General features: G+C 66.3%; 17 protein-coding genes. 4 read left to right on the top strand and 13 right to left on the bottom strand.

The features are described 5' to 3' along the window. Nucleotides 1–20 precede the first annotated feature (20 nt). From AR540_RS12265 to urtA, 8 genes are all read right to left on the bottom strand, one after another. Complete coding sequence (locus tag AR540_RS12265; protein ID WP_059229290.1) at nucleotides 21–1064, bottom strand: aliphatic amidase; 1044 nt, start codon at nucleotides 1062–1064, stop codon at nucleotides 21–23. 34 nt (nucleotides 1065–1098) lie between these two features. Then, the gene (locus AR540_RS12260) at nucleotides 1099–1446 is read right to left on the bottom strand and encodes an FmdB family zinc ribbon protein (RefSeq protein WP_059229289.1); all 348 of its coding nucleotides are present in this window, start codon (nucleotides 1444–1446) and stop codon (nucleotides 1099–1101) included. 48 nt (nucleotides 1447–1494) lie between these two features. After that, entirely contained in the window at nucleotides 1495–2724 is a 1230-nt protein-coding gene (fmdA, locus tag AR540_RS12255; RefSeq protein WP_059229287.1) for a formamidase, read from the bottom strand. A 391-nt stretch (nucleotides 2725–3115) separates the two neighbouring features. Continuing rightward, a complete protein-coding gene (gene urtE / locus AR540_RS12250) occupies nucleotides 3116–3805 on the bottom strand; it encodes an urea ABC transporter ATP-binding subunit UrtE (protein ID WP_059229285.1) in 690 nt (229 codons plus the stop codon). Nucleotides 3806–3860: 55 nt separating this feature from the next. Continuing rightward, a complete protein-coding gene (gene urtD / locus AR540_RS12245) occupies nucleotides 3861–4625 on the bottom strand; it encodes an urea ABC transporter ATP-binding protein UrtD (RefSeq protein WP_059229283.1) in 765 nt (254 codons plus the stop codon). Further along, nucleotides 4622–5785 (bottom strand): urea ABC transporter permease subunit UrtC, encoded by a 1164-nt coding sequence (gene urtC, locus AR540_RS12240; protein WP_059229281.1) that lies wholly within the window; start codon nucleotides 5783–5785, stop codon nucleotides 4622–4624. The genes urtD and urtC overlap by 4 nt, the downstream gene beginning before the upstream one ends. 10 nt (nucleotides 5786–5795) lie before the next feature. Then, complete coding sequence (gene urtB / locus AR540_RS12235; protein WP_059229279.1) at nucleotides 5796–6713, bottom strand: urea ABC transporter permease subunit UrtB; 918 nt, start codon at nucleotides 6711–6713, stop codon at nucleotides 5796–5798. Nucleotides 6714–6769: 56 nt separating this feature from the next. Beyond that, complete coding sequence (urtA, locus tag AR540_RS12230; RefSeq protein WP_059229277.1) at nucleotides 6770–8014, bottom strand: urea ABC transporter substrate-binding protein; 1245 nt, start codon at nucleotides 8012–8014, stop codon at nucleotides 6770–6772. Nucleotides 8015–8388: 374 nt separating this feature from the next. On the opposite strand from urtA, the gene AR540_RS12225 reads away from it, so the two are divergent. The 4 genes from AR540_RS12225 to AR540_RS12210 all read left to right on the top strand — a co-directional run bounded on the left by AR540_RS12225 (nucleotide 8389) and on the right by AR540_RS12210 (nucleotide 14666). After that, a complete protein-coding gene (locus tag AR540_RS12225) occupies nucleotides 8389–11781 on the top strand; it encodes a hybrid sensor histidine kinase/response regulator (RefSeq protein ID WP_059229275.1) in 3393 nt (1130 codons plus the stop codon). Further along, the gene (locus tag AR540_RS12220; RefSeq protein ID WP_059229273.1) at nucleotides 11778–12443 is read left to right on the top strand and encodes a response regulator; all 666 of its coding nucleotides are present in this window, start codon (nucleotides 11778–11780) and stop codon (nucleotides 12441–12443) included. Before AR540_RS12225 ends, AR540_RS12220 begins: the two co-directional genes overlap by 4 nt. 284 nt (nucleotides 12444–12727) lie before the next feature. Then, complete coding sequence (locus tag AR540_RS12215) at nucleotides 12728–13261, top strand: ProQ/FinO family protein (RefSeq protein ID WP_059229271.1); 534 nt, start codon at nucleotides 12728–12730, stop codon at nucleotides 13259–13261. Nucleotides 13262–13334: 73 nt separating this feature from the next. Next, on the top strand, nucleotides 13335–14666 hold the full coding sequence (locus AR540_RS12210) for a tetratricopeptide repeat protein (RefSeq protein WP_059229270.1): 1332 nt from the start codon (nucleotides 13335–13337) through the stop codon (nucleotides 14664–14666). A 105-nt stretch (nucleotides 14667–14771) separates the two neighbouring features. Here AR540_RS12210 and AR540_RS12205 read toward each other — a convergent pair whose 3' ends face one another. The 5 genes from AR540_RS12205 to AR540_RS12185 all read right to left on the bottom strand — a co-directional run bounded on the left by AR540_RS12205 (nucleotide 14772) and on the right by AR540_RS12185 (nucleotide 19832). After that, nucleotides 14772–15149 (bottom strand): hypothetical protein, encoded by a 378-nt coding sequence (locus AR540_RS12205; protein WP_153014227.1) that lies wholly within the window; start codon nucleotides 15147–15149, stop codon nucleotides 14772–14774. Between the two features lie 332 nt (nucleotides 15150–15481). Further along, the gene (locus AR540_RS12200; RefSeq protein WP_059229267.1) at nucleotides 15482–16849 is read right to left on the bottom strand and encodes a glutamine synthetase family protein; all 1368 of its coding nucleotides are present in this window, start codon (nucleotides 16847–16849) and stop codon (nucleotides 15482–15484) included. 17 nt (nucleotides 16850–16866) lie between these two features. Next, nucleotides 16867–18258, bottom strand: coding sequence for an aspartate aminotransferase family protein (locus AR540_RS12195; RefSeq protein ID WP_059229265.1), 1392 nt, complete (start codon nucleotides 18256–18258; stop codon nucleotides 16867–16869). A 40-nt stretch (nucleotides 18259–18298) separates the two neighbouring features. Continuing rightward, complete coding sequence (locus tag AR540_RS12190) at nucleotides 18299–19054, bottom strand: SDR family NAD(P)-dependent oxidoreductase (RefSeq protein ID WP_059229261.1); 756 nt, start codon at nucleotides 19052–19054, stop codon at nucleotides 18299–18301. Nucleotide 19055: 1 nt separating this feature from the next. Further along, complete coding sequence (locus AR540_RS12185; RefSeq protein ID WP_059229259.1) at nucleotides 19056–19832, bottom strand: SDR family NAD(P)-dependent oxidoreductase; 777 nt, start codon at nucleotides 19830–19832, stop codon at nucleotides 19056–19058. Nucleotides 19833–19862: the final 30 nt, after the last annotated feature.

The raw sequence follows: 19862 nt of genomic DNA, 5'->3' as shown, positions 1-19862 counted from the left end.
GCGCCCTCCTCCCTGGCGGCTCAGCCCAGCTGTCGTTCCTGACCGGGATGCGGCAGCTCGCCTACCGGGCAGTCCGCTACGCCGATGGTGGAGCGGGTCATCCGCTCGACATCCGCCTGGGCCTTCTGGGCATCCAGCACCCAGGTGCGGTAGAAGTCGAAGGGGCAATCGGCCACGCCCTTGTCGCCATCGCCGGAGTTGTAGACGCCGGTGTAGCCCCGGTGCAGCAACTTGAACAGGTGATTCTGCGACTGGTCGTTGGCGCGGGCGTCGCGAATCTGCGAGACCGACAGCTGGGCGTACTGGATACCCATTTCCTCCTCGCCGCACTCGCCCAGGGTGCGACCATCGAAGCCGATCAGGGCCGAATGGCCGAAATAGCTGTAGACCCCGTCGAAGCCGGTGGCGTTGGCCACCGCCACGTAGCAGTTGTTGGCCCAGGCCATGGTCTTGGCCATCAGCACCTGCTGTTCCTTGGCCGGATACATGTAGCCCTGGCAGCGCACGATCAGCTCGGCACCCTTCATGGCGCAGTCGCGCCAGATCTCCGGGTAGTTGCCGTCGTCGCAGATGATCAGGCTGATCTTCAGGCCCTTGGGACCCTCGCTGACGTAGGTGCGGTCCCCGGGATACCAGCCTTCGATGGGGCACCAGGGGATGCACTTGCGGTACTTCTGCACGATCTCGCCCTGGTCGTCGATCAGCACCAGGGTGTTGTAGGGGGCCTTGTGCGGATGCTCCTCGTGGCGTTCGCCGGTGAGGGAAAAGATGCCCCAGGTCCGGGCCTCGCGGCAGGCGGCGGCGAAGATCGCCGTCTCCTCGCCGGGGATGGTCGCGGCGGTGGCCATCATTTCGTCGCGGTCGTACATGATCCCCATGGTGCTGTACTCGGGGAACACCGCCAGGTCCATGCCCGGCAGGCCGAGCTTCATGCCCTTGATCATCGTGGCGATCTGGCGGGCGTTGTCCAGCACCTCCGCCTTGCTGTGCAGGCGCGGCATCCGGTAGTTGACGACAGCCACACCGACGGTGTCGGGGCTGCTGGAGATATCGCCATGGCGCATCGGGTTGCTCCTTCGAGGGGGGATGAAGCGCAGATCAGTGACTGATCATCCAGGGCCGGGTCGACGGACTGGTCTTCAGCCCATGGGGATTGGCCTTGCTCCGCGCCACCGGCTTGCTCGGCGCGCAGCAGCTGCAGCCGGCGCCATGGCTGCGCCTGGCCTTGTATTCCTCCAGCGACTGGGGCGCGTGGCTTGCACGCTCGTTGGTCTCGTGGGCGCGGCGCTGGCCCCCGGCCAAGGTCGCCAGGCCGGGGGCACTGAGGATCACCCGGGGGCTCGGCGTCGCGCAGTCGGGGCAGGCGCAGGGGTCATCGCGCTGGGCCATGGGCCGCAGCAGGGTGAAGTCACCGCAGTGTGGGCAATCGTATTCGTAGATGGGCATGGCGGGCTCCTGGCGGCTGGGCGCGGTGGATGGCCGCGCCCGGGCGGCTCATTTGTCGTAGGCGATGGGCATGTCGATACTGCCGTCCAGGTGGCGGGTCGGGCCGGCGGCGCTGGGGTTGATGTCGAATTCGAAGATGTCGGTCGGCAGCCAGAGGGTGGCGCAGGCGTTGGGGATGTCGACCACCCCGCTGATGTGCCCCTGTACCGGCGCCGAGCCCAGCAGCGAATAGCCCTGGGCGCCGCTGTAGCCGAACTTCTTCAGGTATTCGATGGCGTTGAGGCAGGCCTGCTGGTAGGCCAGGTTGACGTCCAGGTAATGCTGCCTGCCGGCATCGTCCACCGAGATGCCTTCGAAGATCAGGAAGTTGTTGTAGGTGGGCACGATGGGGCTGGGCTTGAAGATGGGATTCTTGATACCGTACTTGGCCATGCCGCCCTTGATCAGCTCGACCTTCATGTGCACCCAGCCGGCCATCTCGATGGCGCCGCAAAAGGTGATCTCGCCATCGCCCTGGCTGAAGTGCAGGTCGCCCACCGAAAGACCGGCGCCCTCGACATAGACCGGGAAGAAGATCTTCGAGCCACGGGAGAGGTCCTTGATATCGCAGTTGCCGCCGTGCTCGCGCGGCGGCACGGTACGCGCACCGGTGGCGGCGGCGGCCTCCCGGGCGGCGCCGGTGAGCTTGCCCATATGGGCGGTGGCGGCGAATGGGGGATTGGCCAGCGGCGGCACCCGGGTCGGGTTGCTGTCGATCAATTCCTGCTCGCGGGCGTTCCAGTTGGCCAGCAGCTTGGGGTCCGGCAGGCAGCCGATCAGCCCGGGGTGGATCAGGCCGGCGAAGCGCACGCCCGGGATGTGCCGGCTCCTGGTGAACATCCCCTCGAAGTCCCAGATGGACTTCTGCGCCGAGGGAAAGTAGTCGGTGAGGAAGCCGCCGCCGTTCTGCTTGGAGAAGAAGCCGTTGAAGCCCCACAGCGACTCGGCCTTGGCGCCGATGTCGAGCAGGTCGACCACCAGCAGGTCGCCCGGCTCGGCGCCCTTCACCCCCACCGGCCCGGACAGGTAGTGCACGGTGGACAGATCGACATCGCGCACGTCGCTGGCGTCGTCGTCGTTCTTGATCGCGCCACCGGTCCAGTCGTAGGTCTCGAGGATGAAATCGTCACCCGGGTTGACCCAGCAGGCCATGGGAATGTCCGGGTGCCAGCGGTTGTGGACGTTCTCGTTGTCGGTGGCGGCCTGGGTGAGGTCGACCTCGATCAGGGTATCGGTCATCGCGCAGCTCCTTGCTGTGCCGGTGGCGGGAAGGTTCCGCGCCAGTCTCGATGCTGCCGCCGACCCTGCAAATACGTCGGATGACGTATGCCGAAACCCATGAAGGACGCGGCCTGCAGCCACTTTTTCCAGGCATGCGAAAACAGCCGTCCAGCGCTTGCGGGCGGCTGCCACAGTGACGAGCTCAGAGCCTGTTCAAAGGCTCGCGAGCTAGAGTCAAACAAGGCGCAACGACCAACGGGAGTAACAGCCAACGGCTGGCCCGTAGGGTGAGCGCCAGCGAATCAAAGCCTGAGGAAGCGGAATTTACGATGAGCATTCCGATGGGGCTGGCCTTCCAGGGCCTTTCCAACGCGGTGTGGCCGATGCGCAGCTGACGTTGAGCAGGCTCTCAGACCGATAGATAGCGGCTGATGGTGGCCTCGTCGACCTTGTCTCGCGTCTCCTCCATCACGAAGCGACCCTTCTCGATCACCAGGAAACGGTCGGCGATGTCGAGGGTGAAGGACAGCACCTGCTCGGAGACCACGATGGTCAGGTCGCGCATGCTGCGGATCTCCTTCAGGGTACGGGCGATGTCCTTGATGATCGAGGGCTGGATGCCCTCGGTCGGCTCGTCCAGCAGCAGCACCTTGGGATTGGTAGCCAGGGCGCGGGCGATGGCCAGTTGTTGCTGCTGGCCACCGGACAGGTTGCCGCCCTTGCGCTGGCGCATCTCGTGCAGCACCGGGAACAGCGCATAGAGATCGTCCGGCACCCTGCCCTTCGCCGACGCCGGCAGGCCGGTCTGGATGTTCTCCAGCACCGTCATGTGGGAAAAGATCATCCGCCCCTGGGGCACGTAGGCGATGCCGCGCTCGACCCGCTGGTGGGTTTCCAGCCGGGAGACGTCCTGGCCGTCCACCGCCACGCTGCCGCTCCAGCTCGGCAGGATGCCCATGAGGCTGCGGAAGAAGGTGCTCTTGCCCATGCCGTTGCGACCCATGACGGCGACGATTTCCTGTTTCGCCACGTCCAGGCTGAGGTCGTGGAGGATGCGGCTCTGGCCGTAGCCGGAGACGAGGTTCTGGATGGTGAACATGGCCGGGATCTCCGTGATCGGTTGGGTGAGTGGAGATGGACGAAGGCTCAGATTTTCAGTGCCCCAGGTACACCTCGATAACCTTGGGATTGCTCTGCACCGCCTCCATGCTGCCTTCGGCCAGCACCTTGCCCTGGTGCAACACCGTGACCTTGTGGGCGATGCTCTTGACGAACTCCATGTCGTGTTCGATGACCAGCACCGAGCGGCCCTGGCTGATGCGGTTGAGCAATTCGGCCGTCTGGGCCCGCTCGGACACACTCATCCCAGCCACCGGTTCGTCGAGCATCAACAGCTCCGGGTCCTGCATCAGCAGCATGCCGATCTCCAGCCACTGCTTCTGGCCGTGGGAGAGCAGGTCGGCCTGCTGGTGCAGCAGGTCGGCGAGAAAGATCTGCCCGGCCACCTCCTCCACCCGCGCGACCACCGCCGGGCTACGCTTGAAGAACAGCGCGCCGAACACCTTGCGACCCTCGGGGTAGGACATTTCCAGGTTCTCGAACACCGTGAGGTTCTCGTAGATGGAGGGGTTCTGGAACTTGCGGCCGACGCCGGCGCGGACGATGTCGAATTCCTTCATCTTCGTCAGCTCGCGACCGTTGAATTCAATGCTGCCGGCGGTGGCGCGGGTCTTGCCGCAGATCAGGTCGAGCACCGTGGTCTTGCCGGCGCCGTTGGGGCCGATCACCACGTGCACCTCGTTGCGGTCGACATAGAGGTTGAGGTCGTTCACCGCCTTGAAACCGTCGAAGGAGACGGTCAGGCCTTCGATGGCCAGCACCGGCTTGGCCAGCTGGAAACCGACGGGGCTGGTGTTCATCGCGTGGTCTCCAGAGTAGAGGGCTTGGTCGCAGTGGTCGTGGCCGGCGCTGCGACGGCGTGGGTGGTTTGGCGGCGTCTGAGCCGTGCAAGCAGCGGCAGGCCATGGCTCTTCCACAGGCCGGCAAGACCATTGGGGAAATAGAGGACGACCGCGATGAACAGCCCACCCATCAGGTACAGCCACAGCTCGGGGAAAGACTCGGAGAAGTAGGTCTTGCCGAAATTCACCAGCAAGGTGCCGTACACCGCACCGAGCAGCGACAGGCGCCCACCGACTGCGGCGAAGATGACCATCTCGATGGAGGGCACGATGCCGACGAAGGACGGCGACATGAAGCCCACCTGCAGGGCGAACATGGCCCCGCCGACCGCCGAGAAGGCCGCGGCCAGGCAGAACACGAAGATCTTGAAGCTGGCCACGTCGTAACCGGAGAAGCGCACCCGCTCTTCCTTGTCGCGCATGGCCACCAGCAGCCGGCCGAGCTTGGAGGCCAGCACGAAGCGGGCGAGCAGGATGCAGGCGAACAGCAACGCGGCGTTGACGAAGTAAAGGGTGACCTTGGCGCTGTCCGGGCGGATGTCCCAGCCCAGTACCGTCTTCAGGTCGGTGATGCCGTTGACCCCGCCGGTGAGGCCCTGCTGACCGATGATGAGAATGCTCAGGATGGCGGCGATGGCCTGGGTGACGATGGAGAAATAGACGTCCCCGACCCGGCGCTTGAACATCGCCATGCCGATGATGAAGGCCAGCAGTGCCGGCACCGCGATCACCGCCACCAGGGTGAAGCCGAAGCTGTGGAACGGCTGCCAGAGCCAGGGCAGTTCGGTGATCTGGTTCCAGTCCATGAAGTCCGGAATGCCAGGAGTGGACTGGATCTTGGTGCTCGCCGGGTCCGAGGCCTCCAGCTTGAGGAACATCGCCATGCAATAGCCGCCCAGGCCGAAGAAGATGCCCTGGCCGAGGCTGAGGATGCCGCCGTAGCCCCAGCACAGCACCAGGCCGACGGCGACGAAGGCATAGGTCAGGTACTTGCCGACCAGGTTGAGGCGGAAGGTATCCAGCGCCAGCGGGAACACCACCAGGATCAGCCCGGCCAGCACCAGCAGGCCGAGAGCGCCCTGGCGACCGCCGAGCAGGTTGTCGATTGCCTTGTTCATCTTGAGCTCCCTACTTGCGGACTTTTGCCGAGAACAGCCCCTGGGGCCGCAGCATCAGGATGAGGATCACCGCCGACAGGGTCAGCACCTTGGCCATGGAGCCGGAGAGGAAGAACTCCAGCAGCGATTGCGCCTGGGCGATGCCGAAGGCCGAGGCGATGGTGCCGAGCAGACTGGCCGCGCCGCCGAAGACCACCACCAGGAAGGTATCGACGATGTACAGCGAGCCGGCGGTGGGACCGATGGAGCCGATGGTGGTGAAGGCCGCGCCGGCCACCCCGGCCACGCCGCACCCCAGGGCGAAGGTCATGCGGTCCACGCGGCGGGTGTTGATGCCCACGGCGCGCGCCATCAACCGGTTCTGCATGGTGGCGCGGACCTGCAGGCCCCAGCGCGAGCGATAGAGCATGAGGAACAGGGTGATGGTCAGCAGCACGGTCACGGCCATGACGAAGAGGCCGTTCTTGGGAATGTCGATGCTGGCGGTCGGACTCCAGGAGCCCATCAGCCATTCCGGCATCTCGGCGCTCACCTCGCGGGCGCCGAACACCGAGCGAAACAGTTGCTGCAGGATCAGCGACAGGCCCCAGGTGGCCAGCAGGGTGTCCAGCGGCCGCTGATACAGCCGGCTGATCATCGCCCACTCCACCAGCCAGCCGATGGCGCCCGCGACGAAGAAGGCCAGGACGATGGCGAAGAAGAAGTAATAGGGCTGCAAGGCGGGCAGGTGATGCTGGATCAGCGTGGACACGACATAGGTGGTGTAGGCGCCGACGGCGAGGAACTCGCCATGGGCCATGTTGATCACCCCCATCTGCCCGAAGATGATCGCCAGGCCCAGCGCCATCAGCAGCAGTACGCAGAACACCGACAGGCCATTGAAGCCCTGCATCACGGCGATCGCGCCGAAGTCCGATAAGCTTTCCATGAGGCTCTCCCGCAAAGGTGGGCGGGACCGCCGCAGCGGCGGCCCCGAACTGGCTCTTACTGATAACCTTTAGGGAAGGGATTGGGCTCGATCAGCTCGGGCGACTCGTAGACCACCTTGAAGGTGCCGTCCGGCTGGATCTGGGCGATGCGCGAGCGGCTCCAGAGGTGATGGTTGTCGTGCACCTTCACGTAGCCTTCCGGCGCGCTCTTGAGTTCCAGGCCCGGCGAGGCCGCGACCACCTTGTCGACGTCGAAGCTGCCGGCCTTCTCCACCGCCATCTTCCACAGCCAGGGGCCGAGGTAGGCGGCCTGGGTCACGTCGCCGATCACCGCGTCCTTGCCGTACTTGGCCTTGAAGGCCTCGACGAAGGTCTTGTTGTTGGGGTTGTCCAGGGTCTGGAAGTACTTCATCGAGGAGTAGAAGCCGGCCATGTTCTCGCCGCCGATGCCGAGCATCTCGTCCTCGGTCACCGAGAGGGTCAGCAGATTCTGCCTGGCGGAGGTGATGCCGGCGGCCTTGAGCTGCTTGTAGAAGGCCACGTTGGAACCGCCGACCACCGCGGCGAAGACCACGTCGGGCTTCTTCAGCTTGATCTTGTTGGTCAGGGAGCCGAATTGGGTGCCGCCCAGGGGGTAGTACTCCTCCCCCACCACCTCGCCGTGCAGCACGTTCTCGATGTGCTTGCGGGCGATCTTCATCGAGGTGCGCGGCCAGATGTAGTCCGAGCCGACCAGGTAGAAGGTCTTGGCGCCCTTCTCCCTGGCCAGCCAGTCCAGTGCCGAGAGGATTTGCTGGGTGGCTTCCTGGCCGGTGTAGAAGACGTTCTTCGACTGCTCCAGGCCCTCGTAGAAGGTTGGATAGTAGAGCAGGCCGTTGTCCTTCTCGAAGATCGGCAACACCGCCTTGCGCGAGGCCGAGGTCCAGCAGCCGAACACCGCGGCGACCTTGTCGGCTTCCAGCAGCTTCTTGGCCTTTTCGGCGAAGGTTGGCCAATCGGAGGCGCCATCCTCCTGGACGATCTTGATCTGCCGGCCGAGCACCCCGCCCTGGGCGTTGATCTGCTCGATGGCCAGGCGTTCGGCCTGGATGGCGCCGGTCTCGGAGATGGCCATGGTGCCGGTGGCCGAATGCAACTGGCCGACGGTGACCGTGGTATCGGTGACGGCCAGGCCGGTGGTATTGGCGGTATCTGCCATCACGCCCTGACTGAACATACTGGCCGCCAGCAGGGACAACGCCGCGGCGCCCAGCGCCAGGCGCCGGGGAAGGCTGGATTTCACGCCCGATGATCTGTGCATCTTCTCGCTCCTCTAGGTGATTGCCGTTCGTCCCTGGTGGCCAGGACTGCGGGTTTTCGCTGCGGAGCAAGAATGGGGCGCGGCTGTCGCCCGGGAACATACGCAGGATGACGTAAGGGCCTACGTCATCTGACGTACAGCCCGCTGCAACGCCCTGGGGCATGCTCTGTCTCGCGCGCGCCCGCGCGCAGCAACGGGCAGGCTGCCCGGGCGCTCTACACCATGCTCAGGCAGGGGCACGGAACTTGCCTGACGAGCCTGCCCATAACCTGCTGCGCGTCGGCCAAACTGCGTGGAAAACGCCTTGTTTGGCTCTAGCTCGCGGGACCATGAACAGGCTCTGAGCCTACCGCCGAACCGCCAGGAGCCCTGCCGTGCAGCAGAACGGGACGCAACGCATCGCCAAGATCCGTCGGGACTACAACAGCTGGGTCGCCGACGAGACGCTGGAAGACTACGCCCTGCGCTACACCCCCCGGTCGTTCCGCAAGTGGTCGGAATTCCGCATCGCCAATACCGCCCTGGGCGCCCTGTCCTTCCTGGCCCTGGAGGCCATCGGTGGCGCCCTGGCGATCAGCTATGGCTTCACCAACACCCTCTGGGCGGTGCTGGCGGTGAGCCTGGTGATCTTTCTCACCGGCCTGCCGATCAGCTACTACGCGGCCCGCTATGGGGTGGACATGGACCTGCTCACCCGCGGCGCCGGCTTCGGCTACATCGGCTCGACCATCACCTCGCTGATCTACGCCAGCTTCACCTTCCTGTTCTTCGCCCTGGAAGCGGCGATCATGGCGCTGGCCTTGGAGCTGTACTTCCGCATCCCCCTGGCCCTGGCCTACGTGATCTGCTCGATCATCGTCATTCCCCTGGTCACCTACGGCATCACCCTGATCAACCGCCTGCAGCTGTGGAGCCAGCCGCTCTGGCTGATCCTGCTGGCGTTGCCCTATGCCTTCGTCATCGCCAAGAACCCTGGCGCCCTGGCGGATTGGACCACCTTCGCCGGGCGCGAGGGCGAGGCCGGCGCCTTCAACCTGCTGTCCTTCGGTGCTGCCTGTACCGTGGGCCTGGCGCTGGTGACCCAGATCGGCGAACAGGTCGATTACCTGCGCTTCCTGCCCGAGAAGACCGCCGTCAACCGCCGGCGTTGGTGGGCGGCGCTGCTCCTGGCCGGCCCCGGCTGGATTCTGCCCGGCGCACTGAAGATGCTCGCTGGCGCCTTCCTGGCCTTTCTCGCCCTGCAGCATGAAATCCCCCTGGAGCGCGCCGCCGAACCGACCCAGATGTACCTGGTGGCCTTCGGCTACGTGTTCGCCTCGCCGGAATGGGCCATGGGCGCCATGGTGCTCTTCGTCATCGTCAGCCAGATCAAGATCAACCTGACCAATGCCTATGCCGGTTCCCTGGCCTGGTCCAACTTCTTCGCCCGGGTCACCCACAGCCATCCCGGCCGCGTGGTCTGGCTGGTGTTCAATGTGCTGATCGCGCTGATGCTGATGGAGCTGGGGGTGTTCCAGGCCATCGAGGAGGTGCTCGGGCTCTATGCCAACATCGCCATCGCCTGGATCGGCGCGGTGGTCGCCGACCTGGTGATCAACAAGCCCCTGGGCCTGTCGCCCAGGCACATCGAATTCAAGCGCGCGCACCTCTACGACATCAACCCGGTGGGCGTCGGCGCCATGCTGCTGGCCTCGCTGCTCTCCGGCCTGGCCCATGCAGGTTTGTTCGGCGCCCTGGCCCAGGCCGCCTCGCCAGCGGTATCCCTGCTCGCGGCGCTGGTCTGCGCCCCGCTGCTGGCCTGGCTCACCCGCGGCCGCTACTACATCGCCCGCACCAGCGTGCTGAAGCTGGTCCATCCCGGACAGGTACACCTGGAATGCGTGCTCTGCGCCAATGCCTTCGAGCGCGAGGACATCGCCTTCTGCCCGGCGTATGGCGCGCCCATCTGCTCGCTCTGCTGCGCCCTGGACGCGCGCTGCGGCGACCTGTGCAAGCCCGAGGCGCGCCTGTCCGCGCAGTTCGACACCCTGCTGCGCTGGCTGCTGCCGAACACCTCGGTGCCACGCCTGCATACCCGCCTGGCGCATTACCTGGGCGTGCTCCTGGTCATGGTCGGGCTGATGTTCTGCGCCCTGGCGCTGATCTACAGTCAAGTCTCCCAGGGCCTCCAGGGCGACGAACGCCACCTGCTCTACCAGGGCTTCTTCAAGGCCTTCATGGTGCTCACCCTGTTCGCCGGGGCGCTGGCCTGGTGGGTGGTGCTGACCCGCGAGAGCCGCCACGTGGCCCTGGAGGAATCGACCCGCCAGACCGCCCTGCTGATGCAGGAGATCGAGGCCCACCGCAAGACCGACGAGGCCCTGCAGCGCGCCAAGGAAGCCTCGGAAGCCGCCAACGCCGCCAAGAGTCGCTACGTCACCGGCCTGTCCCACGAGTTGCGCACGCCATTGAACAGCATCCTCGGCTACACCCAGATCCTGCAGCGCGATCCCGCCAGCGGCAGCCAGCAGGACGCCCTGGCCACCATCTATCGCAGCGGCTCGCACCTGTTGTCGCTGATCGACGGCCTGCTCGACGTGGCCAAGATCGAGGCGGGCAAGCTCAACCTGGAACCCTCGGAAATCCCCTTCCCGGAATTCATCGAGCAACTGCGGCAGATGTTCGCCCCCCAGGCCCAGGACAAGGGCCTGAGCTTCCGCCTCGACGCCCAGGGCCGCCTGCCGGCGGTGGTCCGTGGCGACGAGAAGCGCGTCCGCCAGATCCTCATCAATCTGCTCGGCAATGCCGTGCGCTACACCGACCGTGGCGGCGTGGTACTGGGGGTCACCTACGCCCGGGAAACCGCCACCTTCGAGATCCTCGACAGCGGCCTGGGAATCGCCCCGGGGCAATTGGAGCGGCTGTTCCAACCCTTCGAACGCGGTGATCCGCTACGCCCGGACAACGGCCTCGGCCTCGGCCTGACCATCACTCGCATGCTGGTGACCCTGATGGGCGGCGCCCTGGATGTCCAGAGTACGCCGGGTCAGGGCACCCGCTTCGTCGTGCGACTATTCCTCTCAGAGGTACGCGTCCCCCAGGCGCTGGTCCACGTCGAGCACCACATCAGCGGCTACCAGGGGCCGCGCCGGCGGGTGCTGCTGGTGGACGATCACCTCGACCATCGCCGCGTGCTGGCGGGCATGCTCGAGCCCCTGGGTTTCGAACTGGCCGAGGCCAGCAATGGCCAGGACGCCATCCGCCAGGTGGCCCTTTGGCAGCCGGACCTGATCCTCATGGACCTGTCCATGCCGCTACTGGACGGCCTGGAGGCCAGCACCCTGATCCGCCGCAACGGCCTCTCCCGGGCGCCCATCATCGTCATCTCCGCCAATGCCTTCGCCGACGACCGCGAGCGTAGCGCCGCCGCCGCCTGCGACGACTACCTGGCCAAGCCGGTACACACGCCGCGGTTGCTGGAGAAGATCAAAAGGCACCTGGACCTGGAATGGCTGGAGCGTCCGGAAGGGCCACCCCAGGCACCGTCGCGGCCCCTCCAGGCCCCGAGCGCCGCCAGTCTGGCCGAGTTGCAGGAGCTGGGCGCCCTGGGCTACGTCAAGGGTATCCTCGAATGCCTGGACCGTATCGAGCGCGACGAGCCCCTCACCGCCGCCTATGTCGCCACCCTGCGCAGTCTGGTCAAGCGCTTCCAGCTCAACGACTTCAACCGCCGCCTCAAGGACGCCCTGCAGCCGGCCGACCTGCCCCTGGAAGGAGAACACCCATGAATGCCGTCCTACAGCCCGCTCCCGCCGGCGTCGTGCTGATCGTCGATGACACTCCCGACAACCTCGCGCTGCTCTCAGATGCCCTGGACACCAGCGGCTACATGGTGCTGGTGGCCATGGACGGCGCCAGCGCCCTGGAACGCATGCAGCGTCGTCGACCGGACGTGGTCCTGTTGGACGCGGTGATGCCCGGCCTGGACGGCTTCGAGACCTGTCGCCGGATCAAAGCCCAGGCCGAACTGGCCGACATCCCGGTGCTGTTCATGACCGCCCTGACCGACAGCGAGCACGTGGTGGAGGCCTTCGCCGCGGGCGGCATCGACTATGTCACCAAGCCGCTGAAGACCGACGAAGTGCTGGCACGGGTGGCCGCCCACCTGCGCACGGCCCGCGAACTCCAGGCGGCCAGGAGCCTGCCGGTGAGCCGCCCCCAGGCCAGGACTGCGCTGGACCTCGCGCCCCTCAGCAGCCGCTACCAGCTGACCGGTCGCGAGGTCGAGGTGCTGCACTGGGTGGCCTGCGGCAAGACCAACCGTGACATAGGCGACATCCTCGGCCTCTCGCCGCGGACGGTGAACAAGCACCTGGAGCACGTCTATGTGAAGCTCGGCGTGGAAACCCGTACCGCGGCCGCGACCCTGGCCATTGCCGCCTGTCGATGACGTGAGCGCTGCGAAGGGCGCTCCCGGGCGGCACCCCGAGCTCCAGGGGCCAGGCATCCGGCGAGATACCTCGTCGGCGCCCCCGTCTTGCCTCTTCCGTCGGTTCACCCGACGGGCAGGCGCCTGCCAGGCGATCGCCCCGGTACGCTTGCCGAGTGCCGAAAGTGTGCAGGAGCCGGTACCTTCGTCGGTTGATCGCGCCCCCGCAGGCCGGCAACGCTGTGCGAAAGCCTGGCTTAGGGTATCCTCGCGCCCGACCAAATCCGCTACCGATGAGCTGCACAATGGGTTTTGAACAACTAGCCGAGCTTCGCGACCGGCTCCGCGCCGAAAAGGCGCAGCTGCAACCTGCTGCCAAGCAGCAACCTCCGCAGAAGTCTCAGAAGGCGCAAAAGCCTCGGAAGCCGCCGCGCGAAGTCAGGTCTCCCGAAGAGGAAGCGGCTTTCGAGGCCATTCGGCGCCTGCAGAAGCACTTCCCGCTGGCCTTCCCGGTCAACCCGGCGCCCAAGGTGCCGCTGAAGGAAGGCATCCTCAAGGATGCCGAGCAGCACCTGGGAACGCTCGGCATCTCCCTCGACCAGTTGAAACTGGGTATCGCGGCCTGGTGCCAGGGGAGTCGCTACTGGGCGAGCATGAAGGAAAATGCACCCCGTCTCGACCTCGCCGGCCAGCCGGTGGGCGTCGTGACCGCGTCCCAGGCCCTGCATGCGGCGCGCCAGGCCCGTCGCAAACGCGCACAGGCCCGCCGCGACAAGGCACCGGCGAAGGAAAAGCCGGTCGAGACAGCGCCCGTGCCCCAAGCGGAATCCGCCCAGTAAGCGGACCTCCTGGGAACGCCGCATCACGGGACCCGGCAACCGCTGCAGGTCCCGTGGCTTCGCCGAGATCGCCATGCCCGTGATCGACCGCTACGGCCTGCCGCTCTCCACCTGCGCCAGCGCCGCCGACCGCTACCAGACCGGCGTGGACCTGCTGCTCTCGCTCTGGCCCGGGGCGGACGCGCGGCTGGACGAGGCGATCGCCCTGGACCCCGACTTCGCCCTGGCCTGGGCTGCCCGGGCCCGCCTGCACCTGATCGACAACCAGGCGGACCTGGCGCGCAGCGCCATCGCGCGGGCGCACGGCCTGGTCGAGCGACGCGGGACCAAGCGCGAACGCAGTCACGTCCAGGTGCTGCAGCGGCTGATGGCAGGCGAGTCCGCCCAGGCGTTGCAAGGTGCCCTGGACCACGCCGAGCGCTGGCCGAGGGATATCCTGATCCTGGGATTGCCCCTGGGCGCCTTCGGACTGCTGGCGTTTTCCGGCCGTGTCGACCACGATCAGGCCCGGGTCGACCTGTGCGAACGCCATGCCCGGCATTTCGCTGCGGATGACTGGTGGTTTCTGACCTACCGCGGCTGGTCCCATGGCGAAAACGGTGATGTGCTGCGCGGGCGGACCTTGACCGAGCGCGCCCTCGAACGGCGGCGAGAAAACGTCAACGCCGCCCATGCCCTCACCCATGTGCTGCATGAATCCGGCGCCAGCGAAGAGGCGGCGCGGCTGATCGCCGACTGGCTGCCCGACTATCCCCGCCACGGCACCCTGCACGGCCATATCGCCTGGCATGGCGCGCTGGTGGCCCTGGAACGCGGTGATGTCCAGGGTGCGCTGGCGCTCTACGAAGCCCAGGTGGCTCCGGCCAACTCCACCGCCGGCCCGCTCAATCGGGTGAGCGACAACGCCTCCTTCCTGTGGCGCCTGGCGCTGCAACGCCATGAGGTCTCGCCAGCCCTCTGGCAGGCCACGGCCGATAGCGTTACCGGCCTATTCCAGCAACCCGGCCTGCCCTTCGCCGATGTCCATATGGCCATGATCGCCGCAGCCACGGGGTACCGGTCCGCCTTGGAAGCGCGCATCACCGGGCTCACCGCACGGATGGCCGACGGCGCCCTCCCCGCCGGCCCCGTCGTCGCCGTGCTCTGCCGCGCTCTGCTGGCTTTTGCCGAGGAGGACTATCGCGGCTGTGCACGGCTGCTCGAACCCGTCCGCGCCGACATCGCGCGTATCGGCGGCAGCGGTGCCCAGCGTCAAGTCTTCGAAGACACCCTACTGGTAGCGCTCATGCGTGGCGGGGAACATGCCAAGGCCCATGCCTTGTTGGACGAGCGTCTGCACCGACGCCCATCGCGGCGGGATGAGCGCTGGCGGACGGCGTTGGTGGCTGAAGACGACTTCCAATAGCGGTCGACGCCATTGCGAGTCCCTACCGGTAGTACGAAACGCTTCGTCCTGCGTAATCAGTGAGGTCTGTCCAACAGGTAGCTATCGTCCTACTTGCTCACACGGCTAGCTTTCACGTTCGAGCAACACCGGCGTCCCGTTGGTGACGTCGAATAGCTCCTGTTTGCAGTTGCCATTGAAAAAGGTAAACAACGCCAGATAGCGCTTTTGGGGCCCAGGTGTGAACGTGCTGTATACCGGCCCACAGAATCCTTTTCTACTCGAGGCGTTCGACCATTCGGACTTCCCATACACGGTATAGGTGGCCCCAACCTCCAAAACTGTCTCTCTAGACGGTACCGCCTTGAGCAGACCGCTGTTCATCTTCTTGGAAAATTTGGCAATCCAAGGCAATAGCAACTCGTCGCCGGTGGCGCCGTCGTAGACCTTTCCGACTTGCACCTCGCCATGCGCCTTCGACGTCAGCGAATAGGCTACTGGCATGGGGGCCCCCGTGCTCCGCAGAGTCAAGACGGCATACTCATCCGTAGGGGTGAAGCTGGTCCGATAACTGACCGGAGCAGCTTTGGGTGGGGCGCTGGAGGTGCATCCTACCGCCAGCGAAACCACGCAAAGCAGGGAGCAAAGTTTGAGCAGAGGGTGAATGTTCGGCATAAGCTCTCGTCCGCGGCCCTTTTGAAAAGGCGCAGCATGCAGCGTCGGATGCAGCGACAAAAATGCCGGCGGACGGCCGTCTAGGATTTACCGGCTAACGGCAGCCTCCCATCTGCCTGATCTCCTTTACCTGTTTGGTGAGGACGACGTCGCCACCTGGTTCAACTGTTGGTGAGATACCACCGCCAATCCTGCTCCCCCACCTCGGCCATGAATTGCCGGTATTCCGTGTGCTTGATGGCGAGGTAGACCTCGACGAAGCGCTCGCCCAGGGCTTCCCGCGCCCAGCTGGAGCGCTCCAGGGCCTGCAGCGCGGTGAACCAGTCGGTAGGCAGGAATTCGGTGGCCTGCTCGTAGCCGTTGCCGACGATGGCCGGGCCGGGATCGCGTTGATCGCGGATGCCCTGGTGGATCCCGGCGAGGATGGCGGCGGCGGCGAGATAGGGATTGGCGTCAGCGCCGCAGATGCGGTGTTCGATGTGGCGACTGGATGCCGGACCGCCGGGAACGCGGAAGGACACCGTACGGTTGTTCACCCCCCAGCTCTTGGCCAGCGGCGCATAGCTGTTGGCCTGGAAGCGCCGGTAGGAGTTGGCGTTGGGGCAGAAGATGGCCAGGGAGTCGAGCAGGCTGTGCATCATGCCGCCAATGGAGTGGCGCAGCAGCGGCGTGCCCTCGGGGTCTTCGCTGGCGTAGAGGTTGTTGCCCTCGGCATCGGCCAGGCTGACGTGCAGGTGCATGCCGCTGCCGGCGCGGTCGCCGAAGGGCTTGGCCATGAAGCAGGCCTGCAAGCCGTGGCGATTGGCAACACCCTTGACCAGCCGCTTGTAGCGCACGCCCTCGTCGATGGCCTGCAGGGCATCGAGGCGGTGTTCCAGGGTCAGCTCGACCTGGCCCGGCGCGTATTCGGAGATGGCGGTGCGCACCGGCAGGCCCTGTACCTCGCAGGCGGCGTAGAGATCGTCCAGGAACGGCTGCAACTGCTCCAGTTCGTACACGCCATAGACCTGCGGCGCCTGGGGTCGACCACCATTCATCTGCAGCGCTGGTTGCGGGCGTCCTTCGGCATCGCGTTCGCGATCCAGCAGGTAGAACTCCAGCTCCACGGCCATCACCGGGTGGAACCCATCGGCCTGCAGGCGCTCGATGACGCGCACCAACGCCTGGCGCGGATCGGCCGGGGCCGCTGGCAAGCCCTGGGTCGGGTGCATGGTCACCTGCACCTGGCCGGTCGGGGACGAGCGCCAGGGTTGCAGGGTCAGGCTGCCGGGCAGCGGATAGGTCCAGCAATCGACATCGGCCACTTCCCAGACCAAGCCGGTGGCCTCGACGTCCTCGCCCTGGATGGTCAGGGCCAGGATGGAGCTGGGCAACGGGCGGCCCTGTTCGTAGATGGCCAGCAGTTCGTCACGGTGCAGCAGCTTGCCGCGGGGTACGCCATTGGCGTCGATCAGCATCAGCTCGATGCTGCGCACCTCGGGATGGGCGGCAAGGAAATCCCGGGCTTCCTGGGGATCGGCGAATGTCATGATGAGTTCTCTTCTGTTCAGCAACGGGCGCCGGGCACGGCCAGCAATTCGGTCAGGGCATCATCCAGGGTGGCGATGAGGCGATCGACATCGGCCGCGGTGGTATCCGGGCAGCACAGGGTCATGTTGTGGAACGGCGTGATGAGGATGCCGCGGTTGATCAGATAGAGGTGCAGCGCCTGCTGCAGGCTATCGTGGAAGGCCGCCTCGGCCTGGGCGCCGGTCTTGGGCGGGGTGACGCAGAACTGGAATTCGCAGCGGGCGCCCAGCTCGGTCACCGACCAGGCCAGACCGTGGCGGGCGATCAGCTGGCGCAGGCCAGCGGCGAGACGCGCGGCCAGCGGCAGCATCAGGTCGTAGGCGGCGGAGGTCATCACCTCTTCCAGGTTGACCCTCAGGCAGTGCATGGCCAGGGCGTTGGCCGACAGGGTGGTGCCCATGCCACTGTGCCCATGACCATGGCTGGTCTCGCTGGCGTGCTGCTGCGCGAGGCGCATGGCCTGGGCCATTTCATAGCTGCAGCCGTAGGCCGAGCAGGCCACGCCGCCAGCGATGGGCTTGCCGAAGGTGATGAAGTCCGGCTGCAGGTTCCAGGCGCGGGTGCAGCCACCGGGACCGGTGGACAGGGTATGGGTTTCGTCGATGATCAGCAGGGTGCCGTACTTGCGGGTCAGGGCACGAACCTGCTCCATGAAGCCCGGCTCGGGCAACACCATGCCAATGTTGGTCATGGCCGGTTCGCAGAGCAGCGCGGCGACGTCACCCTGGGCCAGGGCCGCTTCCAGCGCCGCCAGGTCGTTGAAGGGCACGGCGCGACTGGTCTCGGCCAGATTGCTGGCCTGACCGATCAACCCACCGCGATGCACGGTGCGGCCGTCCTGGTAGCGCACCATGACGTCGTCGACGGTGCCGTGGTAGCAGCCGTCGAACACCAGCAGCATCTTGCGATTGGTGATGGCCCGCGCCCAGCGGATCACATAGCGGTTGGCATCGGTGGCGGTGGCCGCCACCTGCCAGAACGGCAGGCCGAAGCGCTCGGCGAGCAGTTCGCCAGCCACTATCGCGTCCTCGCCTGGCAGCATGGTGGTCAGGCCGCGAGCGCCCTGCTCCGCTAGCGCGCGGGCGATGGGTACGGGCGAGTGGCCGAACATGCTGCCGGTGTCGCCCAGGCAGAAGTCGACGTACTCATGGCCGTCGACGTCATGGAAGCGGGCGCCCTGGGCATGGCTGACGAACAGCGCGCTGGGCATCGACCAGTCGCTCATCCAGTGCATTGGCACCCCGCCGAACAGGGAATGCCGGGCACGCTCGGCGAGGACGCGGGATTTGGGGTTCTGCGCGAGGAAACGCTCGCGCTCGCGGGTGGTGAAGGCTGTGACTGCCGCTTCGCTGATGCCACTGGTGGTCATGACGCTAGGTCTCCGAGGTTGGATGAAGGGTTCGTCCGGCTCAGTGGCCGGCCGAGATACCACGATCTATGGCCAGGTCCGCGCCGGTGATGGAGCGGGCGGCGGGCTGGCAAAGGAAGAAGGCCAGTTCGGCGACTTCCTCGGGTTGGATGAAGGTCGCGCTCTCACCCTGGGGATACTTGGCGAGCAGGTCTTGCAGATAACCGGCGGGATCGCCGTTGCCGTAGCGCTCCGCCTGGAAGCTCAGCATCGGCGTGGCTACGTCGCCTGGAGAGATGCTGTTGCAGCGCACGCCGCTGGGGGCCAGGTCCAGCGCCAGGGCCTTGGTCATCAGGGTCACCGCGCCCTTGCTGGCGCAATAGACGGCGGCGTTGCGGTTGCCCTGGCGCCCGGCGTCGCTGCTGAGGTTGACGATGGCGCCGCGGGTGTCGCGCAAGGCGGGGATGGCCGCGGCGCAGAGGAAGAAACTGGCCTTGAGGTTGACGTCCAGCACCAGGTCGAAGTCTTCCTCGCTGAAGGTCTCCGCCGGGCCTTCGCGCCAGACGCCAGCGCAATTGACCAGGGCGTCGAGCCGGCCCAGGGTGGCCAGCGCGGCCGCGACCACGTCCTGGGTCGTGCCGACTTGGCGCAGATCGGCGGCATGGTAGCCAGCCAGTTGGCCCCCGGCCTGGCGAGCCGCCAACGCCGCGCCATCGCGGTCGATGCCGAAGACCTGCCAGCCACCGCGCACGAACTGCTCGGCTACGGCCTGGCCGATGCCCCCCAGGACGCCGCTGATCAAGACGACAGCTTGCATGTCAGGCTCCCTTGTTTTCGATGCGGCTGTTGCCGCCGTCCACCACCAGGCATTCGCCGGTGATGTAGCTCGCCTCCGCTGAGGCCAGGAAGGCCACCGCCGCCGCGACCTCGGCGGGACGGCCAGCGCGGCCCACGGGAACGCGGGTCGCCGCCCACAGCTCTTCCGGCAGGCTGGACTCGGTGGCGATCCAGCCGGGCGCCACGGCGTTCACCGTGATGCCCTGGCCCGCCACCTCCAGCGCCAGGCTCATGTTCAGGCCGACCATGGCGGCCTTGGCCGCGCTGTAGGCGGCCTCCCCTACGTTGCCCGCCCGAATGCCGGTGGCCGAGCTGACGTGGACGATGCGGCCATAACGCCGTTGCTGCATGCCGGGCAGCACGGCGCGGGTGAGCAGAAAGGTCGTCGTGAGATTGCGCGCCAGCGACAGATTCCAGTCGGCGAGACTCATCCGGGCCAATTCGACCAGGGGCTCGGGGCTACCCTGCATGGCCATCCCGGCGTTGTTCACCAGGACATCGATCCGGCCCCAGCGCTCTTCGGCCCAGCGGGCGAACTCCAGGACCGCCGCTTCTTCGGTGAGGTCCAGCGCTCGGCCCTCGACGGTGAAGCCCGCGGCGCGCAACTCCGCCACCCGCTCGGCAACCCGTGCGCTGCTGGCGGTGACGATCAGTTTCGCCCCGGCCGTGCCCAGGCGCCGTGCGCAGGCGAGGCCGATGCCGGCAGCACTGCCGACACCGCTGACCAAAGCTACCTGACCTATCATCGTCCGAGACATGAGACACCTATCCATCGCCGTTTCGCTGGA

The organism is Pseudomonas sp. EpS/L25, from assembly GCF_001512295.1.
Classification (GTDB): Bacteria; Pseudomonadota; Gammaproteobacteria; order Pseudomonadales; family Pseudomonadaceae; genus Chryseomonas.
The sequence above is the reverse complement of the archived record's forward strand: the minus strand, read 5'-3'. Positions and strand labels throughout refer to the sequence as shown.

Excerpts from the sequence above, each read along its gene's own strand:
- AR540_RS12265 (WP_059229290.1), bottom strand. The coding sequence starts at position 1,064 with ATGCGCCATGGCGATATCTCCAGCAGCCCCGACACCGTCGGTGTGGCT.
- AR540_RS12260 (WP_059229289.1), bottom strand. The coding sequence starts at position 1,446 with ATGCCCATCTACGAATACGATTGCCCACACTGCGGTGACTTCACCCTG.
- fmdA (WP_059229287.1), bottom strand. The coding sequence starts at position 2,724 with ATGACCGATACCCTGATCGAGGTCGACCTCACCCAGGCCGCCACCGAC.
- urtE (WP_059229285.1), bottom strand. The coding sequence starts at position 3,805 with ATGTTCACCATCCAGAACCTCGTCTCCGGCTACGGCCAGAGCCGCATC.
- urtD (WP_059229283.1), bottom strand. The coding sequence starts at position 4,625 with ATGAACACCAGCCCCGTCGGTTTCCAGCTGGCCAAGCCGGTGCTGGCC.
- urtC (WP_059229281.1), bottom strand. The coding sequence starts at position 5,785 with ATGAACAAGGCAATCGACAACCTGCTCGGCGGTCGCCAGGGCGCTCTC.
- urtB (WP_059229279.1), bottom strand. The coding sequence starts at position 6,713 with ATGGAAAGCTTATCGGACTTCGGCGCGATCGCCGTGATGCAGGGCTTC.
- urtA (WP_059229277.1), bottom strand. The coding sequence starts at position 8,014 with ATGCACAGATCATCGGGCGTGAAATCCAGCCTTCCCCGGCGCCTGGCG.
- AR540_RS12220 (WP_059229273.1), top strand. The coding sequence starts at position 11,778 with ATGAATGCCGTCCTACAGCCCGCTCCCGCCGGCGTCGTGCTGATCGTC.
- AR540_RS12215 (WP_059229271.1), top strand. The coding sequence starts at position 12,728 with ATGGGTTTTGAACAACTAGCCGAGCTTCGCGACCGGCTCCGCGCCGAA.
- AR540_RS12210 (WP_059229270.1), top strand. The coding sequence starts at position 13,335 with ATGCCCGTGATCGACCGCTACGGCCTGCCGCTCTCCACCTGCGCCAGC.
- AR540_RS12205 (WP_153014227.1), bottom strand. The coding sequence starts at position 15,149 with ATGCCAGTAGCCTATTCGCTGACGTCGAAGGCGCATGGCGAGGTGCAA.
- AR540_RS12200 (WP_059229267.1), bottom strand. The coding sequence starts at position 16,849 with ATGACATTCGCCGATCCCCAGGAAGCCCGGGATTTCCTTGCCGCCCAT.
- AR540_RS12195 (WP_059229265.1), bottom strand. The coding sequence starts at position 18,258 with ATGACCACCAGTGGCATCAGCGAAGCGGCAGTCACAGCCTTCACCACC.
- AR540_RS12190 (WP_059229261.1), bottom strand. The coding sequence starts at position 19,054 with ATGCAAGCTGTCGTCTTGATCAGCGGCGTCCTGGGGGGCATCGGCCAG.
- AR540_RS12185 (WP_059229259.1), bottom strand. The coding sequence starts at position 19,832 with ATGTCTCGGACGATGATAGGTCAGGTAGCTTTGGTCAGCGGTGTCGGC.